Source organism: Pseudomonas sp. TR47 (assembly GCF_044143025.1).
GTDB classification, from domain to species: domain Bacteria; phylum Pseudomonadota; class Gammaproteobacteria; order Pseudomonadales; family Pseudomonadaceae; genus Aquipseudomonas; species Aquipseudomonas putida_E.
Genome location: NZ_JBHFCS010000005.1, coordinates 91,795 through 104,779, shown reverse-complemented (window position 1 = coordinate 104,779; position 12,985 = coordinate 91,795). Strand labels below are relative to the sequence as shown.

Below are 12,985 nucleotides of genomic sequence, written 5' to 3'. Positions count from 1 at the left end.
TAGAGCGTGGCCTTGCGTCGCGTAAGGGCTGCGCAGCAGCCCCAGGATTCACAAGCCTGCACCCGCCTGGCACATCCGCCGGGCTTGGTGCGTTAAACCAGGGATCTTTATGTCACGTCGTATTTCCCCCGTCATACCCGGCTTCGGGCTGACACTGGGCTACACCTTGGTGTATCTCAGCCTGATCGTGCTGATACCGCTGGCCGCCATGTTCGTGCATGCCGCGCAGCTTACCTGGGAGCAGTTCTGGAACATCATCAGTGCGCCGCGTGTGATCGCCGCGCTCAAGCTGAGTTTCGGCACCGCCCTGTTCGCCGCCCTCATCAACGGTGTCATCGGTACCCTGCTGGCTTGGGTGCTGGTGCGCTATTCCTTCCCTGGGCGCAAGATCATCGATGCGATGATCGACCTGCCGTTTGCGCTGCCCACCGCCGTTGCAGGCATCGCCCTGACGGCCTTGTACGCACCTGGGGGCTGGGTCGGTCAGTTCGCCACCGACCTGGGCTTCAAGATCGCCTACACCCCTCTGGGCATCACCCTGGCGCTGACCTTCGTCACCCTGCCGTTCGTGGTGCGTACCGTGCAACCGGTGCTGGCGGACATCCCGCGGGAAGTCGAAGAGGCTGCTGCCTGCCTGGGCGCGAAACCACTGCAGGTGTTCCGGCACGTGCTGGCACCGGCCCTGTTGCCTGCCTGGCTCACTGGATTTGCCCTGGCCTTTGCCCGTGGCGTGGGCGAGTACGGTTCGGTGATTTTCATTGCCGGCAACATGCCGATGAAGACCGAGATCCTGCCGCTGCTGATCATGGTCAAGCTCGACCAATACGACTACACCGGCGCGACTGCCATCGGCGTGCTGATGCTGGTGGTTTCCTTCATCCTGCTGCTGCTGATCAACCTGCTGCAGCGCCGCATCGAAACCCCTTGAAGGAGGCCGGCATGTCCAGTTCATCCCTGAGCACTAACGCCGCCGCCAATGCCGCACGTCGCGGCAGCGCCACGTCGCGGCGCATCCTGATCGGCCTTGGCTGGCTGGTGTTCGCACTGTTTCTGCTGCTGCCGCTGGTGATCGTGGTATCGCAGGCGCTGAAGAACGGTTTCGGTACCTTCTTCGAGGCGATCTTCGAGCCTGATGCCTTGTCGGCGCTGAAGCTGACGCTGCTCGCCGTCGTCATCTCGGTGCCGCTGAACCTGGTATTCGGCGTCAGCGCCGCCTGGTGCGTGAGCAAGTACACCTTCCGTGGCAAGAGCATCCTGGTCACCCTGATCGACCTGCCGTTCTCGGTATCGCCGGTGATCGCCGGCCTTGTCTACGTGCTGATGTTCGGCGCCCAAGGCTTTTTCGGGCCTTGGCTGCAGGACCACGATATCCAGATCGTCTTCGCTTTGCCGGGCATCGTGCTGGCGACCATCTTCGTCACCGTACCCTTCGTTGCCCGTGAGCTGATCCCGCTGATGCAGGAGCAGGGTACCCAGGAAGAAGAGGCTGCGCGCCTGCTCGGTGCCAATGGCTGGCAGATGTTCTGGCACGTGACCCTGCCGAACATCAAGTGGGGCCTGATCTACGGTGTGGTGCTGTGTACTGCGAGGGCCATGGGCGAGTTCGGTGCGGTATCGGTGGTCTCGGGCCATATCCGTGGCGTCACCAATACTTTGCCGCTGCATGTGGAGATCCTCTACAACGAGTACAACCACGTCGCGGCCTTCAGTGTGGCCAGCCTGTTGCTGATCCTGGCGCTCTTCATCCTGCTGCTCAAGCAGTGGAGCGAGAACCGTATTAACCGCCTGCGCCATAGCGCAGCGGAGGAATAAGTCATGTCGATCGAAGTTCGTAACGTCAGCAAGCGCTTCAATAGCTTCCAGGTCCTGGACAACATCAACCTGGATATCCACAGCGGTGAGCTGGTGGCCCTGCTCGGCCCCTCTGGCTGTGGCAAGACCACCCTGCTGCGCATCATCGCCGGCCTGGAAACGCCGGATGACGGCAACATCGTGTTCCACGGCGAAGACGTCTCCGGCCACGATGTACGTGATCGCAACGTTGGTTTCGTGTTCCAGCACTACGCGCTGTTCCGCCACATGAGCGTGTTCGACAACGTTGCCTTCGGCCTGCGCATGAAGCCCAAGGGCGAGCGCCCGAGCGAGAGCAAGATTGCCGAGAAGGTTCATGAGCTGCTGAACATGGTGCAGCTGGACTGGCTGGCGGACCGCTACCCTGAACAGCTTTCCGGTGGCCAGCGCCAGCGTATCGCCCTGTCCCGCGCTTTGGCGGTGGAGCCCAAGGTGCTGCTGCTTGATGAGCCGTTCGGTGCCCTCGATGCCAAGGTGCGCAAGGAGTTGCGCCGCTGGCTGGCGCGTTTGCACGAGGACATCAACCTGACTTCGGTGTTCGTCACCCACGACCAGGAAGAGGCCATGGAAGTGGCCGATCGCATCGTGGTGATGAACAAGGGGGTGATCGAGCAGATCGGCTCCCCGGGGGAAGTGTATGAGAAGCCTGCCAACGACTTCGTCTACCACTTCCTCGGCGACTCCAACCGCCTGGCGTTGAGCGAGGGGCATCATGTGCTGTTCCGCCCGCACGAGGTGTCGCTGTCACGCCATGAAACGGAAGGGCACCATGCCGCCGAGGTACGTGATATCCGCCCATTGGGCGCGACTACCCGGGTGACCTTGAAGGTGCAAGGGCAGAGCGAGCTGATCGAGGCCGAGGTGGTCAAGGATCACGACAGCCTGACCGGGCTGGCGCGAGGTGAGACGCTGTTCTTCAGGCCAAAGGTCTGGCAGAAGGTGGCGGATATCTGAGTTGCTTTAGCGGGTGAAAAACCCGGACAAGGTCCTGATGCCTGTCAGTTAAGCGATTCGGGGCCGCAAAGCGGCCCCAATAATGCTAAACGACTGGCAGGCTCGTTTTGATTTTTGGTTATTAGTAAATATCTTCTTATTCCTTTAAGAATGTAAACCCTTCCCTATACTTGCCTCCAAGCACGCAAATTCACAGGAGGCATCCCATGCACAATGAGTCCGTTCGCTACCTGATTGTGCCGGGTTGGCAAGGATCGCCAGACAATCATTGGCAGAGTCACTGGCAGCGCACCTTGCCCAACAGCGCGCGGGTAGAGCAGCACGACTGGCTCACCCCGCAGCGCCAGGACTGGGTGCAGGCGTTGGAGCAGGCAATCGCTGCTGAACGCTCGCCGGTGATTCTCATTGCCCACAGCCTGGGCTGCATCACGGTCGCCCATTGGGCTGCCCAGGCCAACCCGGCCTTGCTGCGGCGCGTACGCGGCGCGCTGTTGGTTGCCCCGGCAGATGTCGAGCGGCCGACCTGCTCGCCCGCCCTGCGCAACTTTGCGCCGATGCCGTTGCAGGCCCTGCCATTTCCCAGCCAGGTGGTCAGCTCCGACAACGACCCTGCCGTGAGCGTGCCGCGCGCGCTGTACCTGGCTCAGGCTTGGGGCGCAGAAGCGGGGTTGCTGACCAATGCAGGGCATATCAACGTCAAATCCGGGCATGAACGCTGGGAGCAGGGGTTTGCCTTCCTGTATCGCCTGCAAAGCCGTGTCGAACAGCGCGCGCTGCGTCGCGCCTGATCGCCACCACTGTTTATCGTTTGCCTGACGCCCGGCCCGCAGAGGTTTGGGCGGGAGTTAGTCATGACTTTTCAAAACCCGTTTGGCCAGCCGCTGCTGACGTTCCCTGAGCTGGACAAGAGCCCACTTAGCATTCGTGCCAAGGCGCTGGTGTTCATCGACCCACGCTCGCAGTTGTTGCGCCAGGCGCTGGACCGCCTGGCACCGCAAGCCTTGCCGGTGCTGATCCGCGGTGAGACCGGTACCGGCAAGGAGTTGCTGGCTCGGCAAATCCACCGGGCCAGTGACCGTGGTGGGCTGTTCGTCTCGGTAAACTGCGCGGCCATCAGCCATACCTACGCCGATGCTGAGCTGTTCGGCTACAGCGCCGGCACCCATGGAGGTACCGCCAGCAGCCGGGCGGGCTGGTTCGGATCGGCCAATGGCGGCACGTTGTACCTGGATGAAATCGCCGACTTGCCGTTGGCGATTCAGGGCAAGCTGCTGGCCGCGCTGGAAACCCGTGAAGTCATCCGCGTCGGCGCGCAGCTGCCGCAACCGGTGGACGTACGCCTGGTGGCTGCGACGAGCATTGACCTGGCCCGGGTGGTCAAAGCTGGCAGGTTCAATGAACGCTTGTACCAGTACTTGCGTGAGGGCTCGCTGGAGCTGCCTCCGTTGCGTGAGCGCTGCGGCGATATCCTGCCGTTGGCTGAGTATTTCGTAGGTATCTACTGCGCACGCCTGCAGCGCCCTGTGCCGTTAATCAGTGAAGCGGCCCAGCAACTGCTCCAAGCCCACGCGTGGCCCGGCAATACCCGCGAACTGGAAAACATCATCCACTTCGCCCTGCTGGTGAATGATAGTGAAGAGATTCAGCCAGAGGACCTCGACCTGCCGAACACCCCGCGCTAGACGTTGCTCATAAACAAAGTGGGTAATGGCAATTTGCTTTTGGAATAAGCAGCTAATTAAAAGGTATTGTTGCGGAATAAAAAATCTCGGTATCTTGCGCCTCACGCCCGCTGATGAAACGGTTGGGCATCTGACTTTGCCATCAACGATGGCCCAGAAACAAAACAAGGACCACCATGAAGAAGACCCTGCTGACCACTGCCCTGGCCGCTGCCCTGTCGTTCTCCGGCCTGGCTGCCGCCGCCGAGAAACTGGTGGTTGCCGCGACCCCTGTGCCCCACGCCGAAATTCTGGAGCTGATCAAGCCGACCTTGGCCAAGGAAGGCGTGGACCTGCAGATCAAGGTCTTCACTGACTACGTACAGCCCAACGTACAGGTAGACCAGAAGCGCCTGGACGCCAACTACTTCCAGACGCTGCCTTACCTGAAGAGCTTCAACGAAGGTAAAGGCACCCATCTGGAAACCGTGATCGGCGTGCATGTCGAACCGTTCGGTGGCTACTCGAAGAAGATCAAGAACCTGTCCGAACTGAAGGATGGCGCCACCGTTGCCATTCCTAACGAAGGCAGCAACAGTGGCCGTGCCCTGATCCTGCTGCAGAAGGCTGGCCTGATCACCCTGAAAGACCCAAAAAACGCCCTGGCCACTCCGAAAGACATTGCCGAGAACCCGAAGAACCTGAAGTTCAAGGAGCTTGAGTCGGCCATGCTGGCGCGTGTGCTGGACCAGGTCGACCTGGACATGATCAACACCAACTACGCGCTGGAAGCTGGCCTGAACCCGGCCAAGGATGCGTTGGTGATCGAGGGTAGCGACTCGCCGTACGTGAACTTCCTGGTGGCCCGCCCGGACAACAAGAACAGCGAGGCTATGCAGAAGCTGGCCAAGGCCCTGACCAGCCCTGAGGTCAAGGAATTCATCGCCAAAAAGTACAGCGGTGCGGTGCTGCCGGCGTTCTGATTCGCCTGCTTGACCCTTGCATGAAAAACGCCGACGCATTCGCGTCGGCGTTTTTTTGGGGGGGCACAACGCTCAGCGTTGGCTACCCAATGCCCGGCTCAATGCCAGCAGCCACAGCAGTTGTTCGTTGGAGTCAGTCGGGCAGGGGCTTTTCATCGTTATCGTCCTTGTAGTGTGATGGCCGTGCGGATCGCAGTCTGAAGCTGTTGGAGAAGCCGACCCGAAGAAAAGTTTCCATCACTCTGTGGGTACCAGACGCAAGGTAGTGTGGGCCGGTATCACCCCCATTTGGGCGCGCTGATACTGCCCCTCGATATAGCCTTCAGCCTGATCCGAATAGTGCCGATCGAACGGCACACCACTCTGCCCGACCGGGTTGCTGGTCAACGCCTGCCCTGCGTCGGCGAAGTCGATCAACCGCCGCGTCGAAGGTCCATACGTCACCGGCCACGGCGCAGGCCCGATTTTCGCCGACAGGTTGTTGGGCACCTCATGGGTACCCGGCGCGGCAAACGGGCCGACGTTGAACAGCAGGTTCAACGGCTTTTTAACACCCAGTGGATGGTTGTGCGTCAGGGTATGCGCCTTGCCCCATTGCCAGCTGGCCGGGTCTTTGCCAAAGGTTGCGCGCAGGTGCCCGAGGGTTTGCTGCCAGGCGATGCGCACGATGGCGCTGCGGTCGGTACGTTGGTTGGCGCCGCGCGTGTTCCACCACGGTGATTGCGCGTCCGCCGCCAAGCGGGGCAGTGCAGAGTCGATGGTGCGGGTACTGATGAGCACCGGGAACCAGGTATCGCCCAGTTCGTCATGCATCGCGGCATGTGCCAACTGGTAGAGAAACTGGTTGAACAGTGTGGCGCTGGTCGAGTCCAGCGGGTGATCTCCGCGCCAGGCGGCCAGTTGCTCTACCAGCTCCTTTTCCTCATCGCCCTGGGCGATCTCGCGCAGGGTCGCAAGCAGGGGCGCCAGGGTACGTGGGCCATAGTCGTTGGCGGTGTCCAGTTGCAGCGCCTGGCTGTTCTCGGTATCCCATTTCATTTGCGGGTTTGCCAGGTGGCGGTCCAGCTGGCGGCCCCGGTCCGGCAAGTTGTAGTAGCCCGGTATCGGCACCGCCGCTGGCGGCTGGTAGTTCGCTGAAACGATGTAACCGCTGGCCGGGTTTTCCTGCTGTGGGTTGACGCTGAAAGGGTAGAAACCCAGCTTGTCGGCCTGGTGGCTCGCGCCATCGAGGATGAACGACGGGTTGACGCCATCCGGGCGGATCGGCAGTTGCGCCGCAGCCCACCAACCGATATCGCCACCTGCACTGGCCCAGACGAAGTTGAGCCCTGGTGCCTGAACCTTGGCCGCCGCCTCGCGCATCTTGGCAAGGGAGTCGGCACGGTTGAGCTGATAGAAGCCTTCGAGGATCGGATTCTCGGTTTCCAGGAAGGCCCACCACATCGCGATTGGCGTCGTGCCGGCGGTCGCGCCCAGCACGTCGTTGACGATCGGCCCGTGGGGTGAGCGGCGCAGGCTGATGCTGACCGGCTGCTCGCCTTTGACGGCGATTTTCTGCTCAGTCTTTTCCAGTGTTCGCCACTGGCCCTCGACCATGACCTGATCGCTGTTGGCCGGGTTGGTCTTTTCCGCAATCAGGTCGACATCGTCGTTCTGGAACATGGTCAGGCTCCAGCCGAAGTCGCGATTGTGACCGAGCAGCGCGAACGGGTTCAGCGCCTGGAAGTAGCCGTACAGGTTGAACCCTGGCGCCGACAGCTCGGCCTCGTACCAGACGGCCGGCACCGCGAAGCTGATGTGCGGGTCGCCGGCCAGCAGCGGCTTGCCGCTGCGGGTACGGCCGCCGGCCACTGCCCAGGCATTGCTGCCTTCGAATTGGGGAATGCCGGCATCGCCAAGGGCTTGGTGGCTGAGGCGGGCGAGGGCTTCAAGGCCCTGCCAGTCCTGCGCCGCCAGCGGGGTCCCCAGCGCGCCTTCAGGTTGCCAGTCGAGGTCGAAAATCTTCAGGTACTGCGGCCCGAGCTGGTCGCGGATGTAGGTCAAGGCAGGCTCGGTGCGGAACGCGGCGGCAAAACTGTAGGCCAGGTAGCCGGCAACGCTCAGGGTATCTTCAGCGGTGAACGGCCTGGGCGTTATGCCTATAAGGTCAAACTCCATGGGTTTGGGGTGGCTCGCCTGCCAGGCGTTGATGCCATCGAGGTAGGCTTGCAAGGCCTTCCACGCGGGGGATTGGTGGTCCAGGCGCTGAACCATCAGCGCCGCCTGATCACGGATGCGCAGGCTGCGGAACAGGGTATCGGTGGGCAGCAGCTTGTCGCCCAGCACCTCGGCCAGTTCACCGCGGGCCAGGCGGCGCATGATTTCCATCTGGAACAATCGGTCCTGGGCATGCACGTAGCCGAGGGCGCGGTACAAGTCTGCTTCGTTCTGCGCCTGCAGGTGCGGCACGCCGCGGGTGTCATAGCGCACACTGACCGGGGCCTGCAGGCCGGCTACCGCTACCTCGCCGTCACGCTGCGGCAGTTTGCCGTGCACGTACCAGTAACCGGCACCGGCGGCCACGGCCACTACCACGGCCAAAAGGGTCAGGCTGCGCTTCATTGAAGCTCCTTGTGCATTCGAGCGGGAATTGTGGTCCGATCTTCGGCGGATTCGCGCAAAGAGCATAGCCCTCGACAGGAGTTTCCATGTCCCTCAGCGAAAAACAGAAAATGCTCAGCGGCCAGCCCTACCACGCCGGCTGCCCCGAACTACAGGCTGAGCAAATCGCCAGCAAGCACTGGATGCAGCGCTACAACACCAGCTTCGAGTTGCTTAACGAAGCCCGCAACGGCCTGCTTGCCGAGCACTTCGGCCATGTGGGCGAAGGCACGGTCATCCGCCCGCCGTTCTATTGCGACTACGGCTACAACATCAGTGTCGGCAGCAATACCTTCATGAATTTCAACTGCGTGATCCTGGACGTGCTGCCGGTACGTATCGGCGATGATTGCCAGGTTGGCCCGGCGGTGCAGATCTACACCGCCGATCACCCGCTCGACCCTGAACTGCGGCGTACCGGGCTGGAGAGCGGACGGCCGGTGACCATCGGCAACAATGTGTGGATCGGTGGTGCGGCAATCATCCTGCCTGGGGTGACCATTGGCGATAACGCAGTGGTTGGTGCGGGCAGTGTGGTGACCCGCGATGTGCCGGCAGGCGCGGTGGTGGTCGGTAACCCGGCGCGCGTGCGTCAGCCGGCCCAAGGGCAATAGCAGCCGACGGCCAGCGTGTTCGATGCGGTGACGTGGCGGCCATCGAGCAGGGCCTTGAGGATCGGCTCGATGAAGCTGTTGCTGGCGTTGCACACCGCGCCTTCGCTGTAGGGGCCGAAGTACGCGAGGTTGCCTTGGCGGTCCCAGATCGCTACGGCCGGAGAGGCGGGCAGGTTTTCGCTGCCCGGCAGGTGGGCGATGGGCTGCAGGCGGGTGAGGCTTGCCGGCAGCTGGCCATGGCTGCCCGGCTTTTGCACGACGTGGAAGGCCACGCCCTTGTCTGCGAAATGGCTGACCAGGTCACCCAGGTGCTGCTGGTTGCCGACATTGCACGGGCAGGTCGGGTCCCAGAAGTGCACTACGCGAACCAGGCCGGGGCCGGCGAGCTCTGCGGGCAGGCGCAGCTGGCTGCCGTCGAACAGCGTGGTCTGGCTTTCGAACGGGCGCAGGTAGCGGGACTGAAAGCTGTCGTATGCCCACCAGAGCACGGCGGCGCATGACAGTAGCGCAATGGCTGAAAGTATCGGCTTGATCGTTCGAGTTTTCATGGCCCATCCGCAGCCCTTGGAGGAGCGGTCTTGTTGATTGAAAAAGTGGCCAAGCTTGCCACGGCGCAGCCAAGAGCTGAATATCCCGGATCAATACTCGCTTCGCTGTGGATGTACCCGATGCCTGCCGCTTTTCACCCCGACCGCCTGCGCGCCAGCCTCGCGCCCCTTGGCAAACGCCAACCCTTGTCCGTTCAGGCGCAGGATTATCAGCGTTTCTACGGCCTGAACCTGCCGGCGCAGAGCTGGCTGGGCGGTTTTCAGGCAGCGGGTTTCGAACTGGTGGGGCAGGTCTGGCTACCATCGCAGCCCGTGGCGACAGTGTTTGTGCTGCATGGCTATTACGACCACATGGGCCTCTACCGCCACGTGATCGAATGGGCACTGAAACAGGGTTATGCAGTGATCAGCTGCGACCTGCCTGGCCATGGCCTGTCCAGTGGCGAGCGCGCCAGCATCACTGATTTCGCACTCTATCAGCAGGTGCTCGATGCCCTGTTCGAGCAGGCGCGCGGCCTTGCTTTACCGCACCCGTGGCACCTGTGCGGGCAAAGCACTGGCGGTGCCATCGCCGTCGATCATCTGTTGCATCAGGGGGTACAGAGCCCGGTTGATGGCCAGGTGATCCTGCTTGCGCCGCTCGTGCGCCCGCGCGCCTGGCTGTGGTCGAAACTCAGTTATCGGGTGTTGCGTCACTTCGTCAATGGCATTGAGCGGCGCTTCAGCGAAAACAGCAACGACCCGACGTTCCTGCCGTTCCTGGAGGCCGACCCGCTGCAGCCTCGGCGCCTGCCGACAGCCTGGGTCGGCGCGCTGATGGCCTGGGTCAAGCGGATCGAGGCCGCGCCGTGCAGCCCGCGGCGGCCGTTGATCGTGCAGGGGCAGGCCGATGGCACAGTGGACTGGCCCTACAACCTCGAAGTGCTCAAGGCCAAGTTTGCTGAGCCACAGATCCTGCTGCTGCCCGAAGCCCGTCACCACCTGGCCAACGAACTGCCGGGCATCCGCCAGCGCTATTTCGACTTCATCGACCAGCGCTTGGGCTGATCACTTGAGGTTCGCGCCGCTCTGGCCGACTGCCAGGCCGGCGCGCACGGCTGCCACGGCGGCCTGGTAGTACGCTTTGCCTTGGGGGGACTCGGCGAAGGTGGCGAACTCTTCCAGCTCGGCGTCGGACAGGTCGCGGTAGACGTAAAGCAACGTGTTGTTGAGGTCTTCGCCAATCTGGTTCATCAGCCGCTGGCGCTGGCCATCGAGCAGGCCCTGGGCCTGGCCACCGCCGAACAGGCCGGGGATCATCGAGCTGAGGCTGTCGGCCGCCACACCGGCTATCGCCAGGCTAACCTCGGCACCGGCTTCGCGGGCCGGAAGGGCCTGAGCCAGGTGCCCGATGATCAGCAGACGGTTGTCGCTGGCCTGAATTTTCGGCAAGCCCTTGGCGTGCTTGGCCAACTGGTCCTTGCGCGTGGCCAGCAGTTCGGCGGCGACGATCTTGCGCCCCAGCGGTGACTGGAAAAAGGCCAGCGCCGGTGCAGGGTCGGGCAGGGCGCTGCGCAATTGCGCCTGGGCACGGCGGTCCATGGCCTCGGCCTGGAAGCGCTGATTGCTGTTACTGACCAGCGCCTGGTAAACCGCAGGCGGCAGGCTGTTGCGATAGCGCTGCTGGGCAGCGCTCACGGCATCATTGAAATGGGCGCGCTGGTCGGGCCAGCCGGCGGCCTTGTACAGCTGATCGAGGCTGTCTGCCCAGACCGGCATGGTGCAGATCATCAGCAGAATCAGGGAAAACAGACGGCGCATTCAGGACTCCTGTCGGCAGGTGGCTATTGTCCTTGGCTCGGCGCCGGTTTGTCGAGATAGCGGAGTGTTTCTCGGCCAAGTGGCGCTGTGCGAGTGCAGGGCTAATGGATATGATGCGCGCCATGCATATCTCCCCTGAACACCCGATGCTTGCGGCCGTCGTTGACGATCTGGCCACCCATGGCTGGTCGCAGCAGGCCCTTTTCCTGCCGGCTGAGCTGGTGCGTGCGCTTGCGGCCGAGTGTCGGCGCCGTGATGCCGAAGGCCAGCTCAACCCTGCCGGGGTGGGGCGCGGTGTGGCCCAGGAGGTGCGCGAGGCGATCCGTGGGGACCAGATCCAGTGGATCGACCCGGGGCAGGCCGAGGCTTGCGACAAATACCTGGAAGCCATGGACCAGCTGCGCCTGGCCATCAACCAGGGCCTGTTCCTGGGCCTTGAAGACTTCGAGTGTCACTTCGCCCTGTACCCGGCAGGTGCGTTCTACCGTCGCCACCTGGACCGTTTTCGCGACGACGACCGGCGCATGGTCTCGGCTGTGCTCTACCTCAACGAAGACTGGCAGCCGCAGGATGGTGGCCAGTTGCGCATGTTCCTGGCTGACGCTGTCGAGCATGACGTGCAGCCCGTGGCCGGCTGCCTGGTGGTGTTTCTGTCGGGTGAAGTACCTCACGAAGTCTTGCCAGCGGGGCGTGAGCGGCTTTCGTTGACGGGTTGGTTCCGGCGCCGTGGCAATGACCCGTTCTGACCCGCCCAAGGTACTGGTCAGCGCCTGCCTGCTGGGGCAGCCGGTGCGTTATGACGGGCGGGCCAGCGGCCATCCTGATCTGTTGCAGCGCTGGCAGGCTGAAGGGCGTGTGGTGCCGTTGTGCCCGGAGGTGGCCGGTGGCCTGCCCACACCGCGCCCGCCCGCGGAGATCCCGGGCGGGCAGGGTGGCGATGTGCTCGATGGGGCAGCGCAGGTGCTGACGGTGAAGGGCGAGGACGTAAGCGCGGCATTTCTTGCCGGTGCGCACCAGGCGCTGGCACTGGTGCGTCGGCATGGCATCCGGGTCGCGGTGCTCAAGGCGGGCAGCCCTTCGTGTGGCAACCGCTTGACCTACGATGGCACGTTCGCAGGGGTGAAGGTGCCGGGGCAAGGGGTTACCACTGCACTGCTGCAGCGGGAGGGGGTACTGGTGTTCAGTGAGCTGGAGCTGGAAGAGGCCCAGCGAGCGCTGGCTGGGCTGTCAGCGTAGTCTGGTGCTGGCCTTTCGCGGGGTTACCCGCGTAAAGGCTGGTGCAGGCAATAAATGACTCACTGCCCGGTAGCCGTCTCCGGCACACCCTTGAACCACTTCTGCTCAAGCTCCGCTGTACGGCCGCTGTCCTTGAGGCGCTGCAGCGCGTTGTTCACCGCGCTCTCGAACGCCGGGTTGTCTTTCTGGAACGGGATGACCAGTTTCCTCTCGCCAAAAGGCTGGCTCAGATCAAACGGCGTATCGGCCTTGGGAGCATTGTCCGATGGGGTCAGGGTGATGTCGTATTTGCCACTTTCAACACCCGGCAGTATCTCGGCCACAGGCGTTTCAATGAACTCGACACGCAGGTCCAGTTGTTTGGCCAGCTCTTGACCGAATTCGATTTCAAAGCCCGTCAGATGCTCGTTTTCCTTGAAGGCATACGGCGAGTTGTCGGCCTGTACGGCAATGCGCAGTTCGCCCCGGTCGGCGATTTCGTCTATCAGCTCGGCTTGAGCCAATGGCGTGATCAGTACTGCCAGCAGTACACCCATGGTCGAACGCATCTAATGCCCCTTTTCTTTGGCAAATGAATAACTGTCGCCACGACTTTCTTCCTCGTCGTGGTCGAGCGCAGCCTATGACCTTGAAGCCTTGGCGATGTTTAACCCTAACTGAATTTTTTCTCTTTGTGGGCTATGGTGAGCTTCCGCTGC

The 12,985-nt window shown here is 62.5% G+C and carries 14 protein-coding genes; 10 read left to right on the top strand and 4 right to left on the bottom strand.

All coding sequences use genetic code 11. From position 1 onward, the window contains the following. The first annotated feature begins 109 nt into the window (after positions 1–109). The 6 genes from cysT (at position 110) to ACEWE8_RS07430 (ending at position 5,449) form a co-directional block, all read left to right on the top strand. Positions 110–928 carry a sulfate ABC transporter permease subunit CysT gene (cysT, locus tag ACEWE8_RS07455; RefSeq protein WP_046786985.1) on the top strand — a complete coding sequence of 273 codons (819 nt, stop codon included), beginning with the start codon at positions 110–112 and terminating at the stop codon, positions 926–928. Between the two features lie 11 nt (positions 929–939). After that, entirely contained in the window at positions 940–1,812 is an 873-nt protein-coding gene (gene cysW / locus ACEWE8_RS07450) for a sulfate ABC transporter permease subunit CysW (RefSeq protein WP_046786986.1), read from the top strand. 3 nt (positions 1,813–1,815) lie between these two features. After that, positions 1,816–2,805, top strand: coding sequence for a sulfate/molybdate ABC transporter ATP-binding protein (locus ACEWE8_RS07445; protein ID WP_046786987.1), 990 nt, complete (start codon positions 1,816–1,818; stop codon positions 2,803–2,805). 206 nt (positions 2,806–3,011) lie between these two features. Further along, the gene (locus ACEWE8_RS07440; RefSeq protein ID WP_046786988.1) at positions 3,012–3,593 is read left to right on the top strand and encodes an alpha/beta hydrolase; all 582 of its coding nucleotides are present in this window, start codon (positions 3,012–3,014) and stop codon (positions 3,591–3,593) included. Between the two features lie 63 nt (positions 3,594–3,656). Beyond that, complete coding sequence (locus ACEWE8_RS07435; protein WP_046786989.1) at positions 3,657–4,487, top strand: sigma 54-interacting transcriptional regulator; 831 nt, start codon at positions 3,657–3,659, stop codon at positions 4,485–4,487. Positions 4,488–4,663: 176 nt separating this feature from the next. After that, complete coding sequence (locus ACEWE8_RS07430; RefSeq protein ID WP_046786990.1) at positions 4,664–5,449, top strand: MetQ/NlpA family ABC transporter substrate-binding protein; 786 nt, start codon at positions 4,664–4,666, stop codon at positions 5,447–5,449. Positions 5,450–5,686: 237 nt separating this feature from the next. On the opposite strand, the gene ACEWE8_RS07425 is transcribed toward ACEWE8_RS07430, so the two are convergent. Then, entirely contained in the window at positions 5,687–8,050 is a 2,364-nt protein-coding gene (locus ACEWE8_RS07425; RefSeq protein ID WP_046786991.1) for a penicillin acylase family protein, read from the bottom strand. A gap of 86 nt (positions 8,051–8,136) precedes the next feature. Between ACEWE8_RS07425 and ACEWE8_RS07420 the strand changes: the two genes are divergently transcribed. Next, positions 8,137–8,703 carry a sugar O-acetyltransferase gene (locus ACEWE8_RS07420; RefSeq protein ID WP_046786992.1) on the top strand — a complete coding sequence of 189 codons (567 nt, stop codon included), beginning with the start codon at positions 8,137–8,139 and terminating at the stop codon, positions 8,701–8,703. Here ACEWE8_RS07420 and ACEWE8_RS07415 read toward each other — a convergent pair. Beyond that, positions 8,682–9,251 (bottom strand): DUF6436 domain-containing protein, encoded by a 570-nt coding sequence (locus ACEWE8_RS07415; RefSeq protein WP_046786993.1) that lies wholly within the window; start codon positions 9,249–9,251, stop codon positions 8,682–8,684. The two genes, ACEWE8_RS07420 and ACEWE8_RS07415, sit on opposite strands and share 22 nt — an antisense overlap. Positions 9,252–9,371: 120 nt before the next feature. On the opposite strand from ACEWE8_RS07415, the gene ACEWE8_RS07410 reads away from it, so the two are divergent. Further along, positions 9,372–10,298, top strand: a complete 927-nt coding sequence (locus ACEWE8_RS07410) for an alpha/beta hydrolase (RefSeq protein ID WP_046786994.1) — start codon at positions 9,372–9,374, stop codon at positions 10,296–10,298. On the opposite strand, the gene ACEWE8_RS07405 is transcribed toward ACEWE8_RS07410, so the two are convergent. Then, positions 10,299–11,051 (bottom strand): DUF2059 domain-containing protein, encoded by a 753-nt coding sequence (locus ACEWE8_RS07405; RefSeq protein WP_046786995.1) that lies wholly within the window; start codon positions 11,049–11,051, stop codon positions 10,299–10,301. A 113-nt stretch (positions 11,052–11,164) separates the two neighbouring features. Between ACEWE8_RS07405 and ACEWE8_RS07400 the strand changes: the two genes are divergently transcribed. Together ACEWE8_RS07400 and ACEWE8_RS07395 are read left to right on the top strand one after the other, a co-directional pair. Further along, positions 11,165–11,797: a 2OG-Fe(II) oxygenase gene (locus ACEWE8_RS07400; protein WP_046787080.1), complete on the top strand. Its 633-nt coding sequence runs from the start codon at positions 11,165–11,167 to the stop codon at positions 11,795–11,797. Then, positions 11,784–12,287 carry a DUF523 domain-containing protein gene (locus ACEWE8_RS07395; protein ID WP_046786996.1) on the top strand — a complete coding sequence of 168 codons (504 nt, stop codon included), beginning with the start codon at positions 11,784–11,786 and terminating at the stop codon, positions 12,285–12,287. Before ACEWE8_RS07400 ends, ACEWE8_RS07395 begins: the two co-directional genes overlap by 14 nt. Before the next feature lie 59 nt (positions 12,288–12,346). Here the strand turns inward: ACEWE8_RS07395 and ACEWE8_RS07390 are convergent, their stop codons facing one another. Beyond that, positions 12,347–12,835 carry an ABC transporter substrate-binding protein gene (locus ACEWE8_RS07390; protein WP_046786997.1) on the bottom strand — a complete coding sequence of 163 codons (489 nt, stop codon included), beginning with the start codon at positions 12,833–12,835 and terminating at the stop codon, positions 12,347–12,349. Between the last annotated feature and the right edge of the window lie 150 nt (positions 12,836–12,985).

Coding starts and splice junctions, on each gene's coding strand:
- cysT (WP_046786985.1), top strand. CDS start 110: ATGTCACGTCGTATTTCCCCCGTCATACCCGGCTTCGGGCTGACACTG.
- cysW (WP_046786986.1), top strand. CDS start 940: ATGTCCAGTTCATCCCTGAGCACTAACGCCGCCGCCAATGCCGCACGT.
- ACEWE8_RS07445 (WP_046786987.1), top strand. CDS start 1,816: ATGTCGATCGAAGTTCGTAACGTCAGCAAGCGCTTCAATAGCTTCCAG.
- ACEWE8_RS07440 (WP_046786988.1), top strand. CDS start 3,012: ATGCACAATGAGTCCGTTCGCTACCTGATTGTGCCGGGTTGGCAAGGA.
- ACEWE8_RS07435 (WP_046786989.1), top strand. CDS start 3,657: ATGACTTTTCAAAACCCGTTTGGCCAGCCGCTGCTGACGTTCCCTGAG.
- ACEWE8_RS07430 (WP_046786990.1), top strand. CDS start 4,664: ATGAAGAAGACCCTGCTGACCACTGCCCTGGCCGCTGCCCTGTCGTTC.
- ACEWE8_RS07425 (WP_046786991.1), bottom strand. CDS start 8,050: ATGAAGCGCAGCCTGACCCTTTTGGCCGTGGTAGTGGCCGTGGCCGCC.
- ACEWE8_RS07420 (WP_046786992.1), top strand. CDS start 8,137: ATGTCCCTCAGCGAAAAACAGAAAATGCTCAGCGGCCAGCCCTACCAC.
- ACEWE8_RS07415 (WP_046786993.1), bottom strand. CDS start 9,251: ATGAAAACTCGAACGATCAAGCCGATACTTTCAGCCATTGCGCTACTG.
- ACEWE8_RS07410 (WP_046786994.1), top strand. CDS start 9,372: ATGCCTGCCGCTTTTCACCCCGACCGCCTGCGCGCCAGCCTCGCGCCC.
- ACEWE8_RS07405 (WP_046786995.1), bottom strand. CDS start 11,051: ATGCGCCGTCTGTTTTCCCTGATTCTGCTGATGATCTGCACCATGCCG.
- ACEWE8_RS07400 (WP_046787080.1), top strand. CDS start 11,165: ATGCGCGCCATGCATATCTCCCCTGAACACCCGATGCTTGCGGCCGTC.
- ACEWE8_RS07395 (WP_046786996.1), top strand. CDS start 11,784: ATGACCCGTTCTGACCCGCCCAAGGTACTGGTCAGCGCCTGCCTGCTG.
- ACEWE8_RS07390 (WP_046786997.1), bottom strand. CDS start 12,835: ATGCGTTCGACCATGGGTGTACTGCTGGCAGTACTGATCACGCCATTG.